The sequence below is a fragment of the Delftia sp. K82 genome (assembly GCF_002193035.1).
GTDB lineage: Bacteria > Pseudomonadota > Gammaproteobacteria > Burkholderiales > Burkholderiaceae_C > Comamonas > Comamonas acidovorans.
The window spans coordinates 29,625-52,681 of record NZ_MYFL01000002.1; the positions used below are offsets into that span (position 1 = coordinate 29,625).

General features: G+C 70.2%; 21 protein-coding genes. 4 read left to right on the forward strand and 17 right to left on the reverse strand.

Going from position 1 to position 23,057, the window contains the following annotated elements:
• Together KDK82_RS15650 and KDK82_RS15655 are read left to right on the forward strand one after the other, a co-directional pair.
• The coding region (locus KDK82_RS15650) for an IPTL-CTERM sorting domain-containing protein (protein ID WP_143343488.1) at positions 1–1,773 on the forward strand (1,773 nt) is incomplete at its 5' end.
• Between the two features lie 97 nt (positions 1,774–1,870).
• A complete protein-coding gene (locus KDK82_RS15655; RefSeq protein WP_013800552.1) occupies positions 1,871–2,080 on the forward strand; it encodes an oxidoreductase-like domain-containing protein in 210 nt (69 codons plus the stop codon).
• Between the two features lie 23 nt (positions 2,081–2,103).
• Here the strand turns inward: KDK82_RS15655 and KDK82_RS15660 are convergent, their stop codons facing one another.
• The 4 genes from KDK82_RS15660 to KDK82_RS15675 form a co-directional block, all read right to left on the reverse strand.
• Positions 2,104–2,574 (reverse strand): RidA family protein, encoded by a 471-nt coding sequence (locus tag KDK82_RS15660; protein ID WP_012207603.1) that lies wholly within the window; start codon positions 2,572–2,574, stop codon positions 2,104–2,106.
• Positions 2,575–2,909: 335 nt separating this feature from the next.
• The gene (locus KDK82_RS15665; RefSeq protein ID WP_012207604.1) at positions 2,910–3,725 is read right to left on the reverse strand and encodes an ABC transporter permease; all 816 of its coding nucleotides are present in this window, start codon (positions 3,723–3,725) and stop codon (positions 2,910–2,912) included.
• Positions 3,726–3,730: 5 nt separating this feature from the next.
• Positions 3,731–4,582 (reverse strand): ABC transporter permease, encoded by an 852-nt coding sequence (locus KDK82_RS15670; protein WP_088165568.1) that lies wholly within the window; start codon positions 4,580–4,582, stop codon positions 3,731–3,733.
• A 5-nt stretch (positions 4,583–4,587) separates the two neighbouring features.
• Positions 4,588–5,436, reverse strand: a complete 849-nt coding sequence (locus KDK82_RS15675; protein WP_088165569.1) for an ATP-binding cassette domain-containing protein — start codon at positions 5,434–5,436, stop codon at positions 4,588–4,590.
• A 149-nt stretch (positions 5,437–5,585) separates the two neighbouring features.
• On the opposite strand from KDK82_RS15675, the gene KDK82_RS15680 reads away from it, so the two are divergent.
• Entirely contained in the window at positions 5,586–7,370 is a 1,785-nt protein-coding gene (locus KDK82_RS15680) for a monovalent cation:proton antiporter-2 (CPA2) family protein (protein ID WP_088165570.1), read from the forward strand.
• A gap of 24 nt (positions 7,371–7,394) precedes the next feature.
• Here the strand turns inward: KDK82_RS15680 and KDK82_RS15685 are convergent, their stop codons facing one another.
• The 8 genes from KDK82_RS15685 to KDK82_RS15720 all read right to left on the reverse strand — a co-directional run bounded on the left by KDK82_RS15685 (position 7,395) and on the right by KDK82_RS15720 (position 17,258).
• Positions 7,395–7,784, reverse strand: a complete 390-nt coding sequence (locus KDK82_RS15685; protein WP_012207608.1) for a VOC family protein — start codon at positions 7,782–7,784, stop codon at positions 7,395–7,397.
• A gap of 88 nt (positions 7,785–7,872) precedes the next feature.
• A complete protein-coding gene (locus KDK82_RS15690; protein WP_088165571.1) occupies positions 7,873–8,226 on the reverse strand; it encodes an energy transducer TonB in 354 nt (117 codons plus the stop codon).
• A gap of 80 nt (positions 8,227–8,306) precedes the next feature.
• Positions 8,307–10,679: a helicase C-terminal domain-containing protein gene (locus tag KDK82_RS15695; RefSeq protein WP_088165572.1), complete on the reverse strand. Its 2,373-nt coding sequence runs from the start codon at positions 10,677–10,679 to the stop codon at positions 8,307–8,309.
• Positions 10,676–12,352, reverse strand: a complete 1,677-nt coding sequence (locus KDK82_RS15700) for a VRR-NUC domain-containing protein (protein ID WP_088165573.1) — start codon at positions 12,350–12,352, stop codon at positions 10,676–10,678. The genes KDK82_RS15695 and KDK82_RS15700 overlap by 4 nt, the downstream gene beginning before the upstream one ends.
• A gap of 109 nt (positions 12,353–12,461) precedes the next feature.
• On the reverse strand, positions 12,462–13,274 hold the full coding sequence (locus tag KDK82_RS15705; RefSeq protein ID WP_088165574.1) for an SDR family NAD(P)-dependent oxidoreductase: 813 nt from the start codon (positions 13,272–13,274) through the stop codon (positions 12,462–12,464).
• An 82-nt stretch (positions 13,275–13,356) separates the two neighbouring features.
• Complete coding sequence (locus KDK82_RS15710) at positions 13,357–15,216, reverse strand: CocE/NonD family hydrolase (RefSeq protein ID WP_088165575.1); 1,860 nt, start codon at positions 15,214–15,216, stop codon at positions 13,357–13,359.
• 11 nt (positions 15,217–15,227) lie between these two features.
• Positions 15,228–16,205: a tripartite tricarboxylate transporter substrate binding protein gene (locus KDK82_RS15715; RefSeq protein ID WP_088165672.1), complete on the reverse strand. Its 978-nt coding sequence runs from the start codon at positions 16,203–16,205 to the stop codon at positions 15,228–15,230.
• A gap of 36 nt (positions 16,206–16,241) precedes the next feature.
• A complete protein-coding gene (locus KDK82_RS15720) occupies positions 16,242–17,258 on the reverse strand; it encodes a porin (protein ID WP_088165576.1) in 1,017 nt (338 codons plus the stop codon).
• A 165-nt stretch (positions 17,259–17,423) separates the two neighbouring features.
• On the opposite strand from KDK82_RS15720, the gene KDK82_RS15725 reads away from it, so the two are divergent.
• Positions 17,424–18,350 (forward strand): LysR family transcriptional regulator, encoded by a 927-nt coding sequence (locus KDK82_RS15725; protein ID WP_034397205.1) that lies wholly within the window; start codon positions 17,424–17,426, stop codon positions 18,348–18,350.
• 21 nt (positions 18,351–18,371) lie between these two features.
• Here KDK82_RS15725 and KDK82_RS15730 read toward each other — a convergent pair whose 3' ends face one another.
• The 5 genes from KDK82_RS15730 to KDK82_RS15750 all read right to left on the reverse strand — a co-directional run bounded on the left by KDK82_RS15730 (position 18,372) and on the right by KDK82_RS15750 (position 22,930).
• Entirely contained in the window at positions 18,372–19,124 is a 753-nt protein-coding gene (locus tag KDK82_RS15730; RefSeq protein WP_175403308.1) for an ABC transporter permease, read from the reverse strand.
• A complete protein-coding gene (locus tag KDK82_RS15735) occupies positions 19,121–20,362 on the reverse strand; it encodes an ABC transporter substrate-binding protein (RefSeq protein ID WP_016448371.1) in 1,242 nt (413 codons plus the stop codon). Before KDK82_RS15735 ends, KDK82_RS15730 begins: the two co-directional genes overlap by 4 nt.
• A gap of 93 nt (positions 20,363–20,455) precedes the next feature.
• A complete protein-coding gene (locus tag KDK82_RS15740; protein ID WP_013800535.1) occupies positions 20,456–21,271 on the reverse strand; it encodes an ABC transporter ATP-binding protein in 816 nt (271 codons plus the stop codon).
• Entirely contained in the window at positions 21,268–22,356 is a 1,089-nt protein-coding gene (locus KDK82_RS15745; RefSeq protein ID WP_088165577.1) for an acyl-CoA dehydrogenase family protein, read from the reverse strand. Before KDK82_RS15745 ends, KDK82_RS15740 begins: the two co-directional genes overlap by 4 nt.
• Complete coding sequence (locus KDK82_RS15750; protein WP_088165578.1) at positions 22,346–22,930, reverse strand: carboxymuconolactone decarboxylase family protein; 585 nt, start codon at positions 22,928–22,930, stop codon at positions 22,346–22,348. Before KDK82_RS15750 ends, KDK82_RS15745 begins: the two co-directional genes overlap by 11 nt.
• Between the last annotated feature and the right edge of the window lie 127 nt (positions 22,931–23,057).

The following is a 23,057-nucleotide window of genomic DNA, read 5'->3' on the forward strand; positions in this document are numbered from 1 at the left end:
GCCACGGCCGTGACCTTCGGCGCCACGGCCGCCACGGGCTTCACGGTCAACAGCGCCACGCAGATCACGGCCACATCGCCTGCCGGCACGGGCACGGTAGACGTGCGCATCACCACCGCGGGCGGTACCAGCGCCACCAGCGCGGCAGACCAGTTCACCTATGTGCCTGCGCCCACGGTGACCTCCATCTCGCCCGCAAGCGGTTCTTCGATTGGTGGCACCACGGTCACCCTGACCGGCACGAACTTCACCGGCGCCACGGCCGTGACCTTCGGCGGCACGGCCGCCACGGGCTTCACGGTCAACAGCGCCACGCAGATCACGGCCACCGCGCCTGCAGGATCGGCGGGCACGGTCGATGTGCGCGTCACAACGACTGGTGGCACCAGCGCCACCGGCGCGGCAGGCCAGTTCACCTATGTGGCCATCACGGTGACGCCCGCGACGCTGGCCGGCACGCCCAAGGTAGGCGTCTCGTTCAGCGAGACCCTGACCGCCAGCGGCGGCGCAACGCCCTACACCTTTGCAATGGCCAGCGGCAGCACGCTGCCCACAGGCCTGTCGCTGTCACCCGCCGGGGTGATCAGCGGCACGCCCACGGCGGCCGGGGCCTTCAGCTTCACGGTGCAGGCGACCGACAGCAGCAGCATCAGCGGCCAGCGCACCTACAGTGGCAGCGTGGCGGCAGCCACGGTGGTGCTGACGCCCGCAGCTTCCACGCTGCCGGCTGCCAGGCTGAACACGGCCTATGCAGGACAGACCTTCACTGCCAGCGGAGGCACGGCGCCCTACACCTACGCCAGCAGCGGCACGCTGCCGACCGGAATGACGTTCAACGCCAGCACCGGTGTTCTGGGCGGCACGCCCACCGCGGCGGGAAGCTTCACCTTCACCATCACGGCCACGGACTCCTCCACGGGCACGGGTGCTCCGTTCACCTCGGGCAGCACCAGCTACACCCTGGTGGTGAACTCCACCAACGCCGACCTCAGCGCCCTGGCACTGAGCAGCGGCACGCTCGCACCGGGCTTTGGTGCAGGCACCCTGGCCTACACGGCCACCGTGCCCAACACCAGCAGCACCGTCACGGTGACGGCCACCGCTGCCGATGCGGGCGCCACGATCCTGGTCAACGGCGCAGCGGCCTCCACCCCGGTGGCGCTGAATGTGGGCAGCAATACCGTGTCCATCGAAGTCACGGCGCAGGACGGCACGACCAAGAAAACCTATGTGGTGACGGTGACGCGCGAGGCCAGGCAAAGCGCCTCGGGCTCGGGTGTGGATCTGGGCATTGCCAACAGCAGCCCCACCTGCACGCTGACTGCGGCCAGCTTCACCTCGCCTTCTGCCGTGGCCGGCTCGCTGGGCCCGCTGCCGGCGGCCTTCACCTACCCGCAGGCCGCCGTGGACTTCACGGCCAAGCAGTGCGCCCCCAGCAGCACGCTGACCGTGACCCTCACCTTCACGTCCCCCGTGCCCGCCAACGCGCAGCTGATGAAGTACGACGCCACCGCAACGCCCAAGTGGCAGCCCTTCACGCCCACCATCAGTGGCAACCAGGTCAGCTATACCATCGTGGACGGCGGCCTGCGCGATGACGACAAGACGGTCAATGGCGAGTTCGTCGATCCCGTCATCCTGGCCCTGCCTGGAGCCCCCGCAGGAGCGCAGAGCATCCCCACGCTGGACCGCTGGGGCCTGCTGCTGCTGTCGCTGATGGCGGGAGCCGCCGGCTTCATGGGCATGGCGCGCAGGCAGCGTACCGGACGTTAAGACGCGTCAACAAGCAACCCGCGCTGCTGCATGTCGGCAGCGCGGGTTTGCTTTTGGTGCTCTACAGAAAGCCCCGTGGCGCGAGACAATCGCCCCCATGACCACCGCGCCGATTCCCGTTTCCGCAGATCCCGCCGCCTCCGCCGACCCCATGCCCCAGCCGCCCGAGCAGCCCGACCTGGACGCCTGCTGCGGCAATGGCTGCGACCCCTGCATCTTCGACAGCTATGACCTGGCCATGGACGAGTACCGCCAGGCGCTGCGGGCCTGGAAGGCGCGCAACGAAACGCCGGCGGGCCAGGGATAGGAATAGGGATAGGGGTAGCGCGATCAGTCCACGCGGGCGATCAGGTCCAGCTCCACGGCCGCGCCCTTGGGCAGCTGCAGCACGCCCACCGAAGTGCGCGTGTGGGCACCCACGGGGCCCAGCACCCGGGCGATGAGGTCGGAGGCGCCATCGGCCACCTCGCTTTGCTGGGTGAAATCGGGCGCCGAGCGCACATAGACGGTGATGCGTGCAACGGCGCGCACGGCATCGAGCGAGCCGGCCGCGCGCTGCACGAAGGCCAGGGCGCGCATGGCGCAGATGGCGGCGGCCGTTCTGGCCGATGCCAGGTCGATCCCGGCGCCGACCGTCCCCACATAGAGCACTTCATCGCCCACGCGGGGAATCTGCCCGCTGACGAACAGCTGCTGGCCGTCGCGCACGACGGGGCTGTAGTTGCCGCCTATCTTGATCTCGCCATCGAAGCGGTGGCCGAGCTCAAGGGCGGCCTGGGCGAAGCGTTCATCTGCTGTCATGGTCTGGTGTCCGGAGTAAGGCAAGCGCGCAGTCTAGAGCGTGTTATGCACTTTTACGTGCCCGCGAAAGCCGGGAAAGGGGCCCGGAACGAGGCGTAGCACGCGCCGCGGTTGCCACACCGCAAGCGGGCTGCAACGAAGGGCCGGGCCCCTTTCCCGGCTTTCCCGAAGGGTTGGCTCTGCGCGCAGGCGCTCGCGGCGTTGCAGCGCTTGCCAAGGCATGAGCCTTGGCGGCGCACTGCGCCTTGCGATCACCAGCGCGCAGAACCAACGCGGGTACTTAAAAGTGCATAACACGCTCTAGAGCCTGTGGTGCACCGGCGCCTGCGGCGGCTTCAACTGCCCGTGGACGCGTAATGCCTCACCCCCATGCGCCAGGCACCCGAGGCCAGCCAGAGGAAGGCAAAGCCGGCCAGCGGCGAGACCCAGCCCAGCCAGGCTGGTGCGCCCAGCGGGTCGGGCTTGCCCAGCACGGCCAGCGCCGGGTAGTAGGCCACGCAGGCCAGCGGCACGGCGAAGGTCAGCAGGCGGCGGAACCACTGCGCGTACAGGGCCAGCGGGTACTGGGCGGCCTCGACGCTGCCGTAGCTCAGCACATTGGCGGCTTCCAGGCTTTCCACGGTCCAGAACGAGAGCGCACCCTGCAGCACCAGGATGCCCAGGAACAGCGCTACGCCGCCCGCCACGGCGAACAGCGCCACGGCGACGGCCTGGGGCGTCCACGCCACGGCACCCTGGGCCGTGGCAAAGCCCAGCACCAGCAGGCCCTGCAGCAGGCGGCCCAGGCGGCTGATGCGCACGTCATGGCCCATGAGCTGCAGCCACACGGGGCGCGGACGCAGCAGCAGGCGGTCGAAGGCGCCCGTGCGCAGGAACTGCGTGCCCAGCACGTCGAAGCCCCGGCCCAGCGCATCGGCCAGGGCGAACATGCAGTTCACCAGGCCATAGAACACGGCCACTTCGCCGATGCGCCAGCCCTGCACCTCGCCAAACCGGTGGAACAGCGCCCAGACGGCGATGACCTCGATGCCCGTGACCAGGAACTGGCCCAGGGTCAGCATCAGCGCCGAGGCCGGGTAGCGCGCCTGCCCGCCCAGCGAGGCCAGCGCCAGGCGCAGGAACATGGATAGCGATCCTTTTTGCTTGGCCATGGCGATCACCCGCCCTGCACTTCGAGGCCGCGCATGGTGCGCGCCATGGCCACGCGGCCCAGGGCCACGATCACGGCAATCCACAGGGCTTGCAGCGCCAGGCAGGCCAGCATCTGCGTACCGGCCATCTGGCCGAAATAGATGCGCGCAGGAATGTCCATCACGCCCGCCAGCGGCTGCAGCAGCAGCGCGGTCTGCCAGGCGTCGGGCATCAGCGCCAGCGGCAGCAGGTTGCCCGACAGCACGATGACCACGGGCGCGGCCAGCGTGTTGATGCCTTTTTCATTGAGCGCGGCGGCAGCGGCAACATTCAGCAGCATGACCAGTGCCGTGGACAGCAGCAGCGCCAGCAGCATGGACGCGGCAAAGCCCAGGCCTGCGGCCCAGCCGGCCGGCGGCTGCCAGCCCCAGTCGCCCAGCCCCATCAGCGGCAGGGCCAGCCCTGCAAACGCCACCATCAGCGCCACGCGCGGCAGCACGCGCGCGGCGATCCAGCCAGCCGAGCGCACGAACCACAGCGCATAGGCATCCACAGGCCGCAGCCGGTCATAGGCGATGGCGCCCGTGCGCACGGCCAGGGCCACGTCGGGGTCGCCGCTCCAGGGCAGCAGCGCGAACAGGCCCTGCGCCACCCAGGTGTAGGTGATGGCGTGCTCCAGCGAAATCGGCGCGCCGGCCGATGCCGAGGCACTGCCGTAGAACGCCGCCAGCACCATGGTCTTGATGGCGCCCCACCAGCACTGCGTGGCAAAGCCCGCGTAGGCGGCCGTGCGGTACTGCAGCATCAGCAGAAAGCGCGAGGCGAAGGCGGCCATATAGGGGCGCAGCAGGTGTCGCAGACGTTGGCGCAGTCCCATGGCGCTCAGACCTCCGAGGCACCATGCATGGCGTAGAAGCGGGCGATCACGGCCTCGATGGCCATGTCCTGCCCCTCGCCCTCGCCCGTGCCATCGCGCTGCGCCGCCACCACCTGGGCGCGCAGCGCATCGACCGCGCAGTCGGCCAGCACGCGGCCATGGCCGATGACGATGACGCGCCGCGCCAGCGCCTCGATGTCGTGCATGTCATGCGTGGTCAGCAGCACCGTGGTGCCGCGCTCGCGGTTGGCGCGCAGCACGAACTCGCGCACGGCCAGCTTGGAGGGCGCGTCCAGGCCGATGGTGGGCTCGTCCAGGAACAGGATCTCGGGCTCGTGCAGCAGGGCCGCGGCGATCTCGGCGCGCATGCGCTGGCCCAGGGACAGCTGGCGCACGGGCTGGTCCAGCAAGCGCTCCAGGCTCAGCATGGCCACCAGCTCGTCGCGGGTGCGCGCAAAGCGCAGCGGATCGACGCGGTACAGGTCGCGCAGCAGGTTGAAGCCATCGCCCACGGGCAGGTCCCACCACAGCTGCGAGCGCTGCCCGAAGACCACGCCGATGCGGCCCACATGGCGCTGGCGGCCGGCGAAGGGGTCGCGCCCGTCCACCTCCACGCGCCCGCCATCGGGCCGCAGGATGCCCGACAGGATCTTGATGGTGGTGGACTTGCCCGCGCCGTTGGGGCCGATGAAGCCCAGCAGCTCGCCACGCTCCAACGCAAACGACACTCCATCCAGCGCCTGCACCGTGCGATGGCGCGGGCGCACCAGCGCGCGCAGCGCGCCCATCACGCCGGGATCGCGTTCATGGATGCGGTAGGTCTTGCGAAGGTCGTGGACGAGGATCTGGGGCATGGCGCTGGGCGCAGAGGGCGCGCAGAGGGGGGCACAGAGGGGGCGCGATTCTACACAGGACCGGGCTTTGCTATCCTGCGCGCAAATTCGCGGATGGAAATCCGCCTTGCCGCACGCACGCACGCACGCACGCACAAAGGAAACACAACATGGCAGCTGAAGGCAATGCAAGCCAGCTCGTAGGAATCGTCACGCTGCTGGGGGCCGCCGTGGTGGCCGTGCCGCTGTTCAAGCGGCTGGGCCTGGGCGCCGTGCTCGGCTACCTGGCCGCCGGGCTGGCCATAGGCCCCTACGGGCTGGGCCTGGTGACGGACGCGCAGACCATCCTGCACGTGGCCGAGCTGGGCGTGGTGATGTTTCTCTTCGTCATCGGGCTGGAGATGAAGCCTTCGCACCTGTGGGATCTGCGCGGCCAGATCTTCGGGCTGGGCAGCCTGCAGGTGGTGGTGTGCGCGCTGCTGCTCACGGGCGTGGGCATGGCCTTCGGCTTTCCCTGGCAGGTGGCGTTCGTGAGCGGGGCGGGCTTTGTGCTGACCTCCACGGCCATCGTCATGCAGGTGCTGGCCGAGCGTGGCGACATCCTGGCGCCGCGCGGCCAGCGCATCGTCTCCATCCTGCTGTTCGAGGACCTGCTCATCGTGCCGCTGCTGGCCGTGGTGGCGTTTCTGGCGCCTGCCGATGCGGCTCCCGTGGCCACCTCGCCCCTGTGGCAGCGCGCGGGCGTGGCCCTGCTGTCGCTTGGCGCGCTGGTGGGCGCGGGCCTGTGGCTGCTGAACCCGCTGTTCCGCATCCTGGCCAAGGCCAAGGCGCGCGAGGTGATGACGGCCGCCGCGCTGCTGGTGGTGCTGGGCGCCGCCCTGCTGATGGAGATGGGCGGCCTGTCCATGGCCATGGGCGCCTTCGTGGCGGGCGTGCTGCTGTCCGAATCCTCGTTCCGCCACCAGCTGGAGGCCGATGTGGAGCCCTTCCGCGGCCTGCTGCTGGGCCTGTTCTTCCTGGGCGTGGGCATGGCGCTGAACCTGGAGGTGGTGGCGCTGAACTGGCGCATCGTGGGCATGGGCGTGGTGGCGCTGATGCTGGGCAAGGCGCTGTGCATCTACGCCGTGGCCCGCGTGGCGCGCAGCAGCCATGCCGATGCGCTGGACCGCGCCATCCTCATGGCCCAGGGCGGGGAGTTCGCCTTCGTGCTGTTTGCCGAGGCGCTCAAGCTCGGCGTGCTCGACCCCGAGGTGCATGCCAACATGACGGCCATCGTCGTGCTGTCCATGGCCATCACGCCGCTGGTGGTGGTGCTGCACAAGCGCCTGGCAGGCGCCGAGGCCGTGTCGCTGGACGGCGTGGAGGCGCCGCAGGACCTGCGCGGCAACGTGCTGGTCATCGGCTTCGGCCGCGTGGGCCAGATCGCCAGCCAGGGGCCGCTGGCCCGTGGCGCCAAGCTGTCCATCATCGACAACGACCCCGACGTGATCCGCAACGCCGAGCCCTACGGCTTCAAGGTCTACTTCGGCGACGGCGCGCGCGCCGACATCCTGCATGCAGCCGGCGCCAGCCATGCCAGCGCCATCCTGGTCTGCGTGGACAGCAAGGCCGCCGCCACGCGCATCGTGGAGAACGTGCGCCACGAATGCCCGCACGCCCGCCTCATCGTGCGCGCCTATGACCGCGAGCACGCGCTGGAGCTCATCCAGAAGGACGCCGACCATGTCGTGCGCGAGAGCTTCGAGTCCGCCCTGCTCATGGGCCGCCATGCCGTGCTGGCCTTGGGCGCCACCGAGGACGAGGCCCAGACGCTGGAGGCCGAAGTGCGCGGCCGCGACACCGAGCGCTTTGCGCTGGAGACCGCCGGCGGCACCTTTGCGGGCCGCGCGCTGCTGCTGGGCAACATCGAGCGCATCGATCCGCCCCGGCACGACAAGCCCACCGCCAGGGACTGAGCGCGCAGGGGCCGCAAGCCCCGCTCAATGCCGCTGGTTGATCTGTATGAGATTGCCGCAGGTGTCGTCGAACACGGCAATCGTGACCGGCCCCAGGTGCGTCGGCGGCCTGGTGAAGCGCACGCCGGCCGCGCTCAGGCGCTCGTACTCGGCCTGCACGTCGTCCACGCCGAAGAAGGTGGCCGGCACGCCGTCGGCATGCAGGGCGGTCTTGAACGGCCTGGCGGCCGGGTGCATGTCGGGCTCCAGCAGCAGCTCCACGCCATCGGCATCGCCGGGCGATGTCAGGGTGAGCCAGCGCGCATCGCCGCCCATGGGAATGTCGTGCTTGAGAACGAAGCCGAGCACGTCGCGGTAGAAGGCCAGGGCCTTGTCCTGGTCGTCGACGAGCACGCTGGTGATGACGATCTTCATGGAATGCTCCTTGTGTCGCTGCGCAGGGCACGCACCGGGCCCGCACCAGGCTGCACCGGATACACAACTGCCACCACCGGCAGGCCCGCTATTTCAGCCTGAAGGTGACGGGCACGCGCGTCCACATGCTGTCCGGCACGCCGTCGCGCGTGCCGGGGACAAAGCGCCACGTCCGCACGGCGTCCAGCGCCTCCTGGTCGAGCAGAGGATAGCCGCTGCTGTCTGCCACATCCACGGCCAGTGCCTTTCCGCTGGCGCCCACCAGAACCCGCAGCACCACCTTGCCTTCCTGCTCCAGCCGCCTGGCTTCCTTGGGATAGGCCGGCATCTTGTTCTCGCTGGCCTGCCTGTCGGGCACAGGCTGCACCACGCCTGCCGCAGCCGGGCCGCCGGCCAGCAGGCCCAGGGTCAATGCAAGGATGGCGCAGCGCATGCGGGGCATTCGGAAGGCTCCTGGATGGGGGCGGGATGGGGGACTGGATGGGGGTGGGGATGGCAGTCGCGGACTGGTGCGGCCCCGGATCATCGCATGCCCTCCACCTGCCACCAGCGCGGCAGCAGCGCCTGCACCTCGCCGCGCCGATAGCGGTCGTCGATGAGAAAGACCACGCCGCGGTCGCGCTCGCTGCGGATGACGCGGCCTGCGGCCTGGACCACCTTGCGCAGCCCCGGGTAGAGGTAGCTGTAGTCATAGCCCTTGTCCGCGCCGAACTGGCGGTCCATGGCGCGCTTCATCTCTTCGTTCACGGGATTGACCTGGGGCAGGCCCAGCGTGGCCACGAAGGCGCCGATGAGGCGCTCGCCGGGCAGGTCCACGCCCTCGGAGAACGCCCCGCCCAGCACGGCGAAGCCCACGCCCTGACCGGCTTCGGTGAAGCGGGCCAGGAAGGCCGCGCGACCCTCCTCGTCCATGGACGGGGTCTGCAGCCAGACCGGCAGATCGGGATGGGCGCGCTGCAGGCATTCGGCCACGCGCTGCAGGTAGTCGAAGCTGCTGAAAAAGCACAGGTAGTTGCCGGGCCGGCGCGCGTACTGCGCGGCCACGAGGTCGGCGATGGGCCGCAGCGAACGGTCGCGGTCCCGGTAGCGCGTGGAGATATGGCCGGCCACCTGCACATCGAGCTGGTCGGCCTGGAAGGGCGAGTCGGCCTCCAGCCAGTGCGTGCCTTCGGGCAGGCCCAGGATGTCGCGGTAGAAGTGCGGCGGGCTCAGCGTGCCCGAGAACAGCACCGAGGCATGGGCCGCCGCATGGCGCGCCGCCAGGTGGGGCGCAGGCACTACGTTGCGTATGCACAGCGTGGAGGCCGGCGTGCGACGGGGACCTGAGCGCCCGGGCAGCAGGTGGACATCGAACAGCGCATGGCCGCCGAACTGCTCGGCCAGCGCCATGAACTGCAGCGCTTCCCAGTAGAAGTCCAGAACCGGGTCGCCGGGCAGCATGGGGCTGTCGGCATTGGCGTCGGCGATGGCGGCCACGGCGCGCTGCACGGCGCCCAGCAGGCCTGCGGGCACTTCCTCATGGGCCTGGTAGCTGGCGGTCTGCTCCCTGTTCAGCGCACTCCAGCTGCGGCTGAGCCGGTCCAGCGCCTTGCGCACGGCACCGGTGGCCGACTTGCGGGCGGCGGCCAGGGCGAACTGCGACAGCTCGGCCGTGTACATGCGGCGCGCGCGCTCGAGCAGGTTATGGGCCTCGTCCACCAGCACGCCCACCTTCCATTGCTGGGCCTGGGTGAGCGCGTACAGCATGGCGGCGCTGTCGTAGAAGTAGTGGTAGTCGGCCACGACCACGTCGCTCCAGCGCACCAGTTCCTGGGCCAGGTAGTAGGGGCAGATGTCGTGCGCCAGCGCCACGGCACGCACGGCAGGCGGGTCCCAGGGCGCCTGCTGCAGCGCGGCGGCGCGCGCGGCGGGCAGCCGGTCGAAGAAGCCGCGCGCCAGCGGGCAGGAGTCGCCGTGGCAGGCCTTGTCGGGGTGCTCGCAGGCCTTGTCGCGCGCCAGGATGGCGAGCACGCGCAGCCTTGCGGGTGGCGCGGACGGTGCGGGCGGTGCGGGTGGCGCGGGCAGCGGTTGCGGCGCAGCCGGTTCCTGCGGCGGTGGCTGGTGCTGCTCGGCGATCTGCCGGTTCACGCTGGCCAGCGCCTGCAGCGCCAGGCCATGGCCCGTGCCCTTGGCGGTGAGGAAGAACAGCCGGTCCAGGCCCTGGTCCGGCATGGCCTTGAGCATGGGGAAGATGGTGCCCAGCGTCTTGCCGATGCCCGTGGGCGCCTGCGCCATCAGGCACTGGCCGCCCTGCTGCGCGCGCGCCACGCGGTAGACGGCCACGGCCAGCTCGCGCTGGCCCGCGCGAAAGCCCTGCATGGGAAAGCGCAGCGCGGCCAGCGCCGCCTCGCGCGCCGCGCGGTGGGCGGCCTCGCTGCGCGCCCAGTCCAGGAACAGCGCGCATTGCTGCTCGAAGAAGGCGCGCAGCGTGGCCGCGTCTTCCTCCTGCACCAGCACGGTTTCCTCCGAGTTGCCCACGTTGAAATACACCAGGGCCACGCGCAGCCGCTGCAGGCCGCGCGCCTGGCACAGCAGATGGGCGTAGATGCGCGCCTGGGCCCAGTGCAGGGCGCGGTGGTGGGCGCGCACGCCCTCGATCTGGCCCCGGTAGGTCTTGATTTCCTCGAGCTGGCCAGCCCCGGCGTCGAAGCCGTCGGCGCGGCCGCGCACGCGCAGGTCGCCGTATCCGCCGGCCAGGCTGATTTCGGTCTCGTAGTCCTTGCCCCTGCGCGACTGCACCAGGCTGTGGCCGGCCATGCCCTCCAGCGCGCTGGGCGCGGGCGTGAAGCGCAGGTCCAGGTCGCCCACGCGCGCCGTGAACTCGCACAGCGCGCGCACGGCCACGGTGTAGCTCACGCGGCCTCTCCCAGCGGCTGGCCGCGCCACTGGACATGGCACACGCGCACGGGAATGCCGTGCTCGGCACAGTACTGCAGCCAGCGGATCTGGTTGTCCTGCAGCTTGTCGCCGGGGGCCTTGGCCTCGACCAGTTCGTAGCGGCGCTCGGCCGGCCAGAAACGCACCAGATCGGGAAAGCCCGTGCGGTTGGCCTGCACGTCGCGCAGCAGCCGCGCAAAGAACAGCTTGAGGTGGGCGGCCGGAATGCAGTCCAGCGCCAGCGCCAGCAGCGGCGCGCTCAGCGCGCCCCAGAACACGAAAGGCGACTGCAGGCCCTGCTTGTCGGCATGGCGCTGCACGATGACCTCGCGCCAGCTGCCATCGTCCAGATGCGCCAGGCATTCCTCGAACAAGGCTGCGCGGCGCTGCACGAAGTCGGGCGCGGACAGGTCGGCCGGGCCGCTCTGGAACGGGTGGAAGAAAGCGCCCGGCAGCGGCGCGAAGATGGCCGGCCAGCACAGCAGGCCGAACAGCGAGTTGATGAGCGCGTTCTCCACATAGAACACCGGCGCGGCGTCGCTGTGCCAATGGTCGCGCAGCACGTATTCGACCGATGCGGGCCGCGCCGGCAGCTCCAGCTCCACGTCCATGCGCATCTGCGCCACCACGGGCGCCAGCGCCGCCGCACGCCCGCGCGCGCCCTGCCCCAGGCTGCGGCGCAGGCGCGGCAGCATGCGCGCCACGCGCTGCAGCTCCTCGTCGCTCTCGGGCTGGGCCTGGGCGGCCTGGGCCAACGCCATGGCATCGGCAAAGCGCTCCATGCACTCGTACACGCGCATGCGCCGGTGGCGGGCGCCGGGGTAGCGGCTTTGCGCATAGGCCTGCTCGGCACGCTCCCAGTCCTGCATGCGCTCGCAGGCCTGGCCTATGCGCAGCAGCACCTTGGCGCGGCGCTGCTCCAGCCAGGCATTGCCGCTGGGGCAGCCGACCACCTGCTGCAGCAGCGCATCGATCTCCACGCCCTCATCCAGCGCCGCGCGGCAGGCCTGAAGGGCCAGGTAGCCATCGACATCGGCACGCGACTGGAAGGCCCGCGAGGCCGCATCGAAGGCCACGGCCTCGTAGCGGAACACGCCCAGGTCGGCCAGCACGAATTCCGACCAGTCCTGGTAGAGATTGCCGAAGAACATCAGCCGAAAGCGCTCGCACAGCGCGCCCACCATCACGCGCCAGGCGGCTTCGCCGGCTCCGACGCCCTGGGGCTGCCATTGCGCATAGGGCCTGGGCGCCTCATGCAGGGGCTGCAGGGCCTGCAAAAGCTCGGCCTTGCGCAGGCCGGCGTGAACGGGTGAGCCGGCGAACAGCTGCAGCAGCTCGGGCTTGGTGTGCAGCGCAAACAGCTCCTCCAGCGCCATGGGGTGGCCCGCGTCCAGCCAGCCCAGATCCAGCAGGGGCGCGGCCGCGTCGGCAATGGCGGGAATCTCTTCGTACACCAGCTTGCCGGCCCGAAACCAGGGCCCGCGCCGCATCAGCAAACGCACCATCAGCGCCTGCGAGGGCTGGGGCAGCTGCGTGAACCGGGTGAGGAATTCCTGCTCGGACGTGTCCAGCAGATCGCCGTAACGCTGGCCAATCCAGTCCAGCGCGCGCTGGAAGTTGTGCAGGTAGTAGAAGCGGTGGGGAGGGAGCATGGGCCTGGCAGATCGGGCAGCCAGGCCGCTCGAAAACTGTATCTTTATACAGTCATCATATCAAACCCGGTAGTGCTCACTTCGCACAACGGACTTGCCCCGGGCAGGCTCATCCGGCCAGAAAGCCGCCATCGGTCGCCAGGCAGTGCCCGACCACAAAGGCCGCCTCGTCCGACATCAGCCAGACGACGGCCGTGGCCACCTCCTGCGGATGGCCCATGCGCCGCAGCGGCAGGCCCGCCGCCACGGCATGCATGTCGGCAATGCCCGAGCCCAGCATCATGTCCGTGACCACGCGGCCAGGGGCAACGGCATTGATGCGGATGCCGCGCGGCGCGTACTCCATGGCGGCGGCGCGGGTCAGCGACATGGCCGCCGCCTTGGAGGCGCCGTACAGCGACAGGCCCGGGTTGGGATTGCGTATGCCGCTGACGCTGGTGTTGTTCACGATGGTGCCGCCGCCCGTGGCCAGCATGGCCGCCAGTTCATGGCGCATGGCGTGGAAGACCGCACGCACATTCGTATCGAAGACCTGGGAGAAGACCGCATCATCCTGCTCGGCCAGCGCGGCACGCCGCTCCTGGAAGCCCGCATTGTTGAAGGCCGCGTCCAGCCGCCCGAAGCGCGCCACGGCCTGCTCCACCACCGCCGCCATGTCCTCCTGCCGCGTTGCATCGCAGGCCAGGAAAAGGCCGTCCGCCCCCCGCTGCCGGATTTCCTGCTCCAGCTGCAGGCCCAGCTCACGGCGGCGCCCCGTGACCACCACGGCGGCAGCGCCCTCCTCGGCCATGCGCAGGGCGGTGGCCCGGCCTATGCCGCTGGTGGCGCCCACCACCAGGCAGACACGCCCCCGGAGCCGCCCCGATGGTGCAAGGGCCGGCAGGGGGCCGGCCAGTTCCAACTGACGCTGCTGCATGTCCATGGCGATGTTCCTTCGCAATTTGGTTGCATGGTACAACCAAATTGCGAAACATGCCAGACTGCCAAACGCGTGTGCTCTCCGCCTAGACCGCCACCACCGGCAGCACGATGCGCGAGGCATGGCAGCCACCCAGGTGCAGGCTGTTGACCGCCACCTGCCTGGGCCCCGCACTGCCCTCGGGCGCGCCGGTGTTGGGGTTCACGTCGAAGCGCGGGAAGTTGCTGCTGGAGATGTCCAGGCGGATGCGGTGGCCCTGGCGGAACAGGTTGGAGGTGGGCATGGGCTCGATGGTGATGGCCACCACCTCGCCTGGCGTCATCAGCTCGGGCTGCTCCCATGAGTTGCGGTAGCGGCAGCGCAGGATGCCGTCGGTGATGTTCATCGCATAGCCCTGCGGATGGTCGGCGCTGGGCGGGTACTGGTCGATGAGCTTGGCGGTGAAGTCCGTGTCGGGCGCGGACGAGGACACCTGCAGCTCGATGGTGATGGTGCCCGTGACCTCCAGGTCTTGCTGCAGCGGCTCGGTCTGGAACACCAGCACGTCGCCACGCTCGGACAGCGGGCCGTAGGGCGGGCGGGCGGCGAAGGTGTTCTCTTGCGTGACCTGGTCGTAGGCGCCTGCGAACATCAGCGGCTCGCCCGAGGTGATGGAGCCGCCCAGGGTGGGCACGGGGCAGGCCGGGTCGAAGCGGTAGCTGCGCACGCCCGGCTGCGGCGCGGGCTCGCGGGCCAGCCTGCCGTCGGCGTGCAGGTGCCAGGCCGTGGGCTGCGTGCCGGGCACGGGCCAGTGGTCGGCGCTGCGCCAGGCCCCGCCGTGGTCCAGCCGGCCCTGGGCCGTGCGCGCGCCCGATCCGCCGCCCATGCGGAAGTAGCGCACGGCGGCTTGCTGGCGCGCGGGCATGGGCCGGCCCTTGAGCCAGTGGTCGAACCAGGCCAGGCGCATGGCCACGTAGTCGTCGGCCAGTGCGCCGTCGAGCACGGCACCGGGCCCGAAATCCACATCGCCCGCATGCGGGACGCTGCGCTCGCCATGGGTCCAGGGGCCCAGCACCATGCGGACCCGGCCATCGCCGCGCGACAGGCCCAGGTAGTTGTCCGTGGTGGTCTGCGCATACGGGTCCCACCAGCCGCACATCAGCATCACGGCCAGGCCGTCGAAGGCGCCGTAGTGGCCGGCGGCGTACAGCTCGGGCTGGCGCCAGTAGTCGTCAAAGCTGCCGCGCTCCCACTGGCTGAACAGGTAGTCCTCGTACTCGGGCGCCCACTGCAGCGGCGAGTCGCCGCGCGACCAGGGCAGGCGCAGGCACCACTGGCCGATGTCGGCCTGCTCCAGCGCCTGGCGCGCTGCGGGCTCCAGGTGGTTGCTGCCGCTGCGCGCATTGCGCAGGGCCCAGACGGCCTGCTTCAGCTCGAAGGCACCGCCGTGGCGTATGCCGCCCCGGTAGGCATTCGCAAAGCCGCCGCATTCCAGGAACATGGCCTTGAGGCCCGGCGGCCTTTGCGTGGCCAGCGCAGTCTGCGTGTGCGCGGCGTAGGACAGGCCGTAGGTGCCCACGCTGCCGTTGCACCAGGGCTGCTCCATGATCCATTGCAGGGTGTCGGCGCCATCGTGGGCCTCGCCCAGGTATTTGGTGAACTGGCCTTCGGAGCCGAAGCGGCCCCGGCAGTCCTGCACGACCACGGCATAGCCTTCGCGCGCAAAGCGGGCCGCCACCTCGCCCCGGCGCATGGGATGGGGGTTGGCCGCGCTGCGCTCGCGGCGCGTTTCCTCGTTCTTGCCGTAGGGCGTGCGCTCCAGCAGCACGGGCAGCGGGCCGGGATGGTAGGGGCCGAGGTTCTCGGGCAGATACAGGTCGGTGGCCAGGCGCACGCCATCGCGCATGGGCACGGCGAGGCTGTGGCGGACCACGCCGCCCAGGTGGGTGATTGCTGTGTTGCTCATGCTGCTGGCGCTCAGTCGAGCTTGAGGTTGCGTTCCTTGACCAGCTTGGCCCAGCGCGCCGTGTCTTCCTGCATGAAGCGCGCCAGCTCCTGGGGCGTGGTGGGCGCGGGCTCAGCGCCCTGCGCCTCCAGAGACTTGGCCACTTCACGGTCCTGCAGCGAGCGCACCAGCGCGGCATTGACTTTGGCCACCACCGCAGGCGGCGTGCCGGTGGGCGCGAACAGGGCATACCAGATGTCGTATTCGAAGTCCTTGACGCCCGCCTCGGCCATCGTGGGCACCTGCGGCAGGGCGCGCGAGCGCGTGGCGCTGGCCACGGCCAGCGGAGTGAGCTTGCCGGCCTTGATCTGCAGCACCACGCTGGGCACGGCATTGATGCCCAGCTGCACATGGCCGCCCACCAGTTCGTTGACGGCGGGCGCGCCGCCCTTGTAGGGAATCTGCAGCATGCGCGTGCCCGTGGCAGCCTGGAACATTTCCATGGACAGATGGCCTGGCGTGCCGTTGCCGCTGGAGCTGTAGTTCAGCGCGCCGGGGTTCTTGCGCGCCAGCGCCACCAGCTCCTGCACGGTGCTCACATTGAGGCTGGGGTGCGTGGTGAGGATGGGCACGTTGATCAGCACCCGCCCCACGGGCACGAAGTCGCGCGAGGGGTTGTAGGACAGCTTGCTGGACAGCAGCGGCGCCGTCACCATGCCCGAGCCCGCGCCCAGCAGCAGGGTGTAGCCATCGGCCGGCGCGGAGGACACCAGCTGGAAGCCATGCACGCCAGGGCGGTTGTCGATGACCACGGGCTGGCGCCACAGCTCGGCCATCTTGCGGGCCACCACGCGCATGGCCGCATCGGCTGCGGCACCGGCGGGGAACGGCACGACGATGCGCACGGGCTTTTCCGGGAATTCGGCCGCATGGCCGGGCAAGGGCGCCAGGCCCAGCGCAAGGCCCAGTGCCAGGAAAGCCATGGACAGGAAGCGTTGGAAGTGGGTCATGGGAATCTCCATTCTTGATGCGGGTGTGCAGGACGGTCAGAAGTCATGGCGCACGCCCGCGCCGATGGCGCGCACGGCCACGTTGGGGCGGCTGGAGTCCACGCCGTCGTGGTCCACGAAGGCCTGCAGTTCGGTGCGCTTGGACAGCGCATAGGTATAGGCCAGCTGCTGGCGCCTGCGCTTGCCGGTCAGCGAGGTCTGCACGTCGCGCTGCATCAGGTTGAGCACCACGGCGTGCGCGCCATGGCGCAGCCGCGTGCCAAGCATCCAGTAGTCCACGTCGGCGCGCGAGACGCCGGGCTTGTGGTTGAAGCGGTCGCGGCCCAGCAGCACATAGGGCTCGATGGCACCAAAGCTGTAGCGCAGTCCCATCTGCCATTTGCTGTCGAACTCGTTGGCCAGCAGGCCCCCGGCGCGCGTGTCCTTGGCGTAGCCCAGGCCGGCCGTCCACGGGCCTGCGGCGTAGCTCAGGCCCAGGTCCAGCGATCTGGCGTCGTCCTCCAGCCCTGGGGCTTTGGCATCGCCGCGCAGGTAGTAGCGCGCACGGAACACCGTGCCGCCCCACGACGGGCTTTGGTAGCCCAGCGAGTTGGAGGTGCGGTTGCGCGCATTGAGCATGGAGGTGCCGATGGCCGTGGCCCCGGCGTCATTGGCCGCGAACGAGGTGATGCCTGTGACCTGCGAGTACAGCGGCGAGCCCGTGGGATTGGCCGAGTCCAGCCGGCCCAGGGCCACCGTGCCCAGGCTGCCGCGCAGCGCCACGTAACTGTTGCGAAAGGCCGGCGTGGTCAGCGAGCCCGTGTCCGCATCCAGCCCCATCTCCATGCCGAACAGCGCCTGCATGCCGCCGCCCAGCTCCTCCTTGCCGCGAAAGCCCAGGCGCGAGGCGTTGTCGCGCTCTTCCATGGTGGAGCCGGCATTGCCGGTCTTGAGGTGGTTCACGGTCAGCCGGATCTGGCCGTAGACCTGCATGTCCTGCGCATGCGCAATCGGGTGGCCCAGGGCCGCGATGGACAGGCTGCAGACGGCGGCAATGCTTGGCAGGGCCTTCATGGAATCTTGCTCCTTGTGTTGTGCGTGTTCTGACGCCGCCGATTCTCAGGAGCCCCCGCATCCACCACAACGGTATGACGGACGCGTATTACCCTATGCGATTCGTGATGCGCCGTGCGCGCCCCCGGCCGCGCTGCCATCATGCAAGCACCGCCTGTACAACCCATGAATTTCAAGCAACTCGAAGCCTTCCAGGCCATCATGCTCAGCGGCTCCACCACGGGTGCGGCCGAGCGCCTGGGGCTGTCCCAGCCCGGCATCAGCCGCCTGCTGGCCCAACTGGAGCAGGACCTGGGCCTGCGGCTTTTCATCCGCGAAAAAGGCCGCCTGGTGCCCACGCAGGAGGCCGAGGCCCTGCTGCACGACGCCCAGGTGCTCATGGATTCGGCCCAGTGCTTTCGCCGCCATGCCGAGCAGTTGCGGCTGGGCGGCTTCAAGCGCCGGCTGCTCAAGGTGGCCGTGCCCGGCACCCTGGCAACCTCGCTGATGCCGGCCATTGCGCACCAGTTCATGCAGGCGCATCCCGACGTGGTGCTGGAAGTGCTGTCGGGCTCCTATACCGAGACCGAGCGTGCCCTGCTGAGCCGCGACGCCGACATCGGCCTGGTGCGCCTGCCCATGACCATGCCCGGCCTGCGCACGCGGGCCTGCCTGGAGTCCGAGGCCGTCTGCATCATGCCCAAAGGCCATGCGCTGCAGGCGTTGGACGAGGTGACGCCGTCAGATCTGGTGGACGCCCCGCTGATCCTGCTGGGCCGCCAGCGCGAGATCCGCCAGGAGATAGACATGGCCTTTCGCCATGCGCGCGTGCAGCCGCGCGTGGCCGTGGAGGTGCATTCCGTGGGCGAGGCCTGTGCCCATGTGGCGCAGGGCCTGGGCGTGTCCATGGTCAACGGCCTGCTGGCCAGCTACTGCCAGCCCGGCGCCCTGTCCAGCCGCCCGTTCAGGCCGCGCATCCGCTACCAGCTGGCCATTGCCTCGCTGGAGGCGGCGGTGCCGTCGCCCCTGCAGGACACGCTGATCGCCCTGCTGGTCCAGGCCATCGTGGCCACCGGGCATGCCGCCCCGGTGGGCGACATGCCGAAGGCCTGATGCCCCGATGATGCCGGCCGCTCAGTGCATCCAGCGCTGGTGCAGCCACCGCGCCGCATGGTCCAGCGCATAGCCCAGGGCGCCGATCAGCACCACGGCGGCCATCAGCTCCGAATACGCCAGGCGGTCGCGCGTGTCGAGGATGAAGTAGCCCAGGCCGGCCGATACGCCCAGCATTTCTGCGGGCACCAGCACGATCCAGATGATGCCGATGGCCAGGCGCACGCCCGTGAGGATCTGGGCCGTGATGCCGGGCAGCACCACGCGCAGAACGGTCTCGGTGCGCGTGGCCGACAGGCTGCGCGCCAGCAGCAGCCAGTTGCGGTCCAGCTGGGCCACGCCGGCCGCCGTGCTCAGCAGGATGGGCCAGACGGCGGCGAAGGCCAGCAGGAAGTACACGGGCGCGTCGCCCACGCCCAGCACCATCACGGCAATCGGCATCCACGACAGCGGCGAGATCATGCGCAGGAACTGGAACACGGGCGAGAACGCCTGCGAGAACCCGCGCGACAGGCCCACCAGCACGCCCAGCGGCACGCCGACCACGAAGGCCAGCAGCAGGCCCACGGCCACGCGCTGCAGGCTCAGCAGGGTGTGCATCCAGATGTCGGCGCCCATCAGCAGCTGGCCCAGCGCCTGCAGCGAAGGCCAGGGCGCAAAGGCCGCAGCCACGGGCGTGCTGCGCGCCAGCAGCGCGCCGCCCACCCACCACAGGGCCAGGACCAGGGCCGCACCCAGCAGCGGCAATCCAATACGTCGCAACACCTGGCTCAGACCACGATGGTTTCGCGGCGCGAGAAATCGGCCGGAATGCCGAAGACCTGCGGGCCGCCCACGGCCTGGATGGCCTTGCGCACGAAGCGGTCGTCCACCAGGTCGGTGGCCGCAAACCTGGGCTCCAGCTTGTCGAGGAAGCGCGTGTCGCCCTCGACCTTGGTGGCCTTGATGGCGCGCACCAGCTGCTCGGTGTACGACGGATAGGGATAGGGCTGGAAGTCGATGCGCCGCTGGTGCCAGCCCTTGTTGACGACCACGCCGCTGGCCTCGTAGCTGGCGTAGTCGGTGGCGGCCAGCACCTTGGACAGCGTCTGCTGCGGATGCGGCGTGTAGCGGCGCTCGCCGGTGCTCGACAGCAGGCGCGCGGCGGCCAGGCGGTTGTCGCGCGTCCACAGCTGGGCCTTGACCACGGCATTGGTCACGCGCTGCGCCCATTCGGGCTTGTCGGCGATATCGCGCTCGGCCAGGAAGGTGACGCAGCAGGCGTGGTCCTTCCAGACATCGCCCGAGAAGCGCAGCATCTTGCCCACGCCCGCGATCTCGGCGGCGGCATTGAAGGGCTCGGCCACGATGAAGCCCGCAATCGACTTGCCGGCCAGGGCCGAGACCATTTCGGCCGGTGCCAGCACGACGAGGTTGACCTCGTTGGCCGCAATGGCGCCGCCGCGCGCGCGGGTCACGGCCGTGAGGCCGGCCTTGCGCAGCACGTCCTGCAGCAGGATGTTGTGGATGGAGTACCAGAACGGGATCGCCACGGTCTTGCCGCCCAGGTCCTGCACCTTCTGGATCTCGGGCAGCACGGTCAGGCCCGAGCCGTTGACGTGGTTCCAGGCCACGATCTTGGCGGGGAACTTCGCGCCGTAGCGCACCCACAGCGTGGAGGGCGTGAGCAGGTGGATGACGTTGACTTGGCCCGAGACGAAGGCCTCGACGATCTGGGCCCAGGAGCGAAACAGGCGCGGCGCCTCGGCCTTGAGGCCTTCGGCCTCGAACAGGCCGTTGCCGTGGGCCACCAGCAGCGGCGTGGCGTCGGTGATGGGCAGGTAGCCGATCTTCACGGGCTGGTCATCGCCCTTGAAGGCCTGGGCGCGCGCATCGCCTGCGGCCAGCAGCGGCGCGGCCACCGAGGCCGTGGCCAGCGCGCCCAGGCGCAGCATGTCGCGCCGCGTGAGGCCGCAGCCGCAGTCCGACGAGGCGCAGATGTGGGTGTAGGAAGGGTGGTCCTGGAAGCTCATGCGAAAGACCTCTCAGAAGAGCATGGTTGAAGTCGAAGAAATGGCGGATCTGCAGGCGGATCGGCAGGCGGGCAGGCAGGCAGGCGAGCCGGATCAGGCCTGGGCCGCATGGCGCACGCCGTGCAGGGCCGAGAGGATGTCCAGCCGCAGCGCGGTCACGGCGGCGGCCTGGTCCTCGCGCGGGCGCGCTATGTCCACGCGCCATTCGCGCACGATGTGGCCGGGCCGCCCGCCCATCAGCAGGATGCGGTCGCCCACGAGGATGGCCTCGTCGATGTCATGCGTGACCAGCAGCGCGGCCGTGTGCCAGCGGTGGACCACGTCCACCATCAGCTCCTGCATCTCGGCGCGCGTGATGGCGTCCAGGGCCGAGAACGGCTCGTCGGCCAGCAGCAGCTGCGGCTCGCGCGCCAGGGCGCGCGCCAGGGCCACGCGCTGGGCCATGCCGCCCGACAGCTGCGAGGGGTAGAGCGCGCCGCTGCCGCCCAGGCCCACGGCCTGCAGCGCCTGCTCCACGCGCTGGCGGCGGGCCTCGGCCTCCAGCTTCGGCTGGCGCTCGAAGTCCAGGCCGAAGCCCACGTTGCGCCGCGCGTCCAGCCAGGGCAGCAGGCTGGGCTGCTGGAACACGAAGCCCGCGCGCGGATGCGGCGCGGTCAGCGGCTGGCCGAGGAACTGGAGCTCGCCCCGGCTCCAGGCGCCGCCGTCCGGCGATTCGAGGCCGCCGAGCACGCGCAGCAGCGAGGACTTGCCGCAGCCGCTGCCGCCGAGCAGGCAGACGATCTCGCGCGGGGCAATGCTCAGGGAGATGTCCTCGAACACGGCCTTGCCGGGCGCATAGCCAAAGCCCGCGCCGCGTGCCTGCAGCACGGGCGCGGGAGCGTCAGGGGAGAAAGCTTCCGTCTGGGTCATGAACTGGTGGTTGCCAGGGCCGCGCCAGCCAGCGCACCCTGTAGCTGCGTGACGCTGGGCGTCACGATGGGGATGAAGGCCGCCTCGCGCCAACGGCGCGCAAATCCCAGCGGCTGGTCGCGATGATAAGCGCGCCCGCCACTGGCGTGCAGTTCCAGCTGCAGGGACTGCTGCACGATGTCGTTCAATTCCAGGCGCAGGCGGAACAGGGCTTGAGGTCGGTCAAGAAAACGCCCGTCGGACAGGCCGGCATGCAGCGTGGCCGTGGCCAGCTCCAGCGCGTGGCGCTGCTGCTGCAGCGGGCCGCCCAGCACATCGCGCCCGGCGCCGGCACGGGCCGAGGCCGCCGCCAGCGAGGCGCGCGCCAGGCCGATGCACAGCCCCAGCTGCAGGCCCATGAAGGCGGGCCGCACGCGCGGCAGGAAATGGTTGGCGTCGGCATGGATCACATCGGCCGGACCGATCTGCAGCCCCTCGATGGACAGCGCCGCCGTATGGCTGCCGCGCAGCGCGATCAGGTCCAGGTCGGCGCTGCGCTGCAGGCCCGCCGCATCGCCGGGCAGCGCGGCCACGAAGGGCTTTGCACCGTCGCTGCGCGAGACGGCAACGGCCACCACGAAGCGCCCCGGCGGCACCAGGTTGGTGGCCCAGGGCACACGCCCGCGCAGTGCAAGGCCGTCGGCGCCGACAGCGCCGACGGGCGTGGCCTCGACCTGCAGGGCCTCGATGCCGCCCAGGTACTTCATGGCGTTGGACAGGCCCGTGGCGCCCGCCTGCGTGCCCTGCAGCAGGCCCGGCAGCCAGCGCTGGCGCAGCGCCGCGTTGGGCGACTGCAGCAGGTATTCGACAAAGGCGCGCTGAGCCCAGAACACGAAGCCCGCCGTCAGCGAATGCCCGGCCACGCCGGCAATGGCCTCCAGCGCATCGCCCAGGCTGCCGCCCTGCCCGCCCTCGGCCACGGGCACGCCCAGGCCGAACAGGCCGTGCTGCGCCAGCCGGGGCAGCACTTCGTGCGCATGCGCGGGGCCTTCGTCCAGGGAGTCGGCATGGGCGTCCAGCCACTGCCGCAGCGAATCAACCAGCATGTGCGGTCTCCTGCGGTTGTCGGAACTGTTCGGGCAGATAGGGCTGCAGCTGCGGGTTGACGGGGCTTTGCGCCAGGCTGTTGGCAAAGTTGCACAGCGTGGCCAGGCTGATGCCCAGCACCACCTCCAGCGCCTGCTGCTCGCTGAAGCCAGCCGCATGGAAGGCGGCCAGGGCCTCGTCGGCGACGGCGCCGCGCGTGGCGATCACGGCTTCGGCAAAGCGGCGCACGGCGTCCAGGCGCGGCTGGCCGGTGTCGCGGCCGTCCTGCAGCGCCACCACCTCGGCCTGGGTCAGGCCGGCCTGCTTGAAGGCCAGCTTGGTGTGGCCGGCCACGCAGAAGTCGCAGCCATGGATGCGCGCCGCCGTGATCTGCACCACCTCGCGCTCGGCCAGCGTGAGCTGGGCGCGCGCGTTGATCTGGCCCACGGTCACATAGGTCTCCAGCGCCTGGGGCGAGTTGGCCAGGATGGCGATCAGGTTGGGCAGGAATCCGTTGCCGGCCAGGGCGCGCTCCACGAAGGGGCGGCTGGCTTCAGGGGCGCTTTGCGGGGTGTGCAGGGTCAGGCGTGCCATGGTGCTTTGCAGGAATGAAGGAATGCCTTCATGATCGGCCGCGCCCCCCTTGCCATCAATGCCGCCGCGTCGCGGATTTATGCCCGAACGTGTCAACCCGCAAGCGGATGCGGCGGGCTCGGATGGC

Coding starts and splice junctions, on each gene's coding strand:
- KDK82_RS15715 (WP_088165672.1), bottom strand. CDS start 16,205: ATGACCCACTTCCAACGCTTCCTGTCCATGGCTTTCCTGGCACTGGGC.
- KDK82_RS15675 (WP_088165569.1), bottom strand. CDS start 5,436: ATGCCCCAGATCCTCGTCCACGACCTTCGCAAGACCTACCGCATCCAT.
- KDK82_RS15680 (WP_088165570.1), top strand. CDS start 5,586: ATGGCAGCTGAAGGCAATGCAAGCCAGCTCGTAGGAATCGTCACGCTG.
- KDK82_RS15700 (WP_088165573.1), bottom strand. CDS start 12,352: ATGCTCCCTCCCCACCGCTTCTACTACCTGCACAACTTCCAGCGCGCG.
- KDK82_RS15705 (WP_088165574.1), bottom strand. CDS start 13,274: ATGGACATGCAGCAGCGTCAGTTGGAACTGGCCGGCCCCCTGCCGGCC.
- KDK82_RS15670 (WP_088165568.1), bottom strand. CDS start 4,582: ATGGGACTGCGCCAACGTCTGCGACACCTGCTGCGCCCCTATATGGCC.
- KDK82_RS15660 (WP_012207603.1), bottom strand. CDS start 2,574: ATGACAGCAGATGAACGCTTCGCCCAGGCCGCCCTTGAGCTCGGCCAC.
- KDK82_RS15690 (WP_088165571.1), bottom strand. CDS start 8,226: ATGCCCCGCATGCGCTGCGCCATCCTTGCATTGACCCTGGGCCTGCTG.
- KDK82_RS15740 (WP_013800535.1), bottom strand. CDS start 21,271: ATGACCCAGACGGAAGCTTTCTCCCCTGACGCTCCCGCGCCCGTGCTG.
- KDK82_RS15685 (WP_012207608.1), bottom strand. CDS start 7,784: ATGAAGATCGTCATCACCAGCGTGCTCGTCGACGACCAGGACAAGGCC.
- KDK82_RS15655 (WP_013800552.1), top strand. CDS start 1,871: ATGACCACCGCGCCGATTCCCGTTTCCGCAGATCCCGCCGCCTCCGCC.
- KDK82_RS15735 (WP_016448371.1), bottom strand. CDS start 20,362: ATGAGCTTCCAGGACCACCCTTCCTACACCCACATCTGCGCCTCGTCG.
- KDK82_RS15725 (WP_034397205.1), top strand. CDS start 17,424: ATGAATTTCAAGCAACTCGAAGCCTTCCAGGCCATCATGCTCAGCGGC.
- KDK82_RS15710 (WP_088165575.1), bottom strand. CDS start 15,216: ATGAGCAACACAGCAATCACCCACCTGGGCGGCGTGGTCCGCCACAGC.
- KDK82_RS15750 (WP_088165578.1), bottom strand. CDS start 22,930: ATGGCACGCCTGACCCTGCACACCCCGCAAAGCGCCCCTGAAGCCAGC.
- KDK82_RS15745 (WP_088165577.1), bottom strand. CDS start 22,356: ATGCTGGTTGATTCGCTGCGGCAGTGGCTGGACGCCCATGCCGACTCC.
- KDK82_RS15665 (WP_012207604.1), bottom strand. CDS start 3,725: ATGGCCAAGCAAAAAGGATCGCTATCCATGTTCCTGCGCCTGGCGCTG.
- KDK82_RS15720 (WP_088165576.1), bottom strand. CDS start 17,258: ATGAAGGCCCTGCCAAGCATTGCCGCCGTCTGCAGCCTGTCCATCGCG.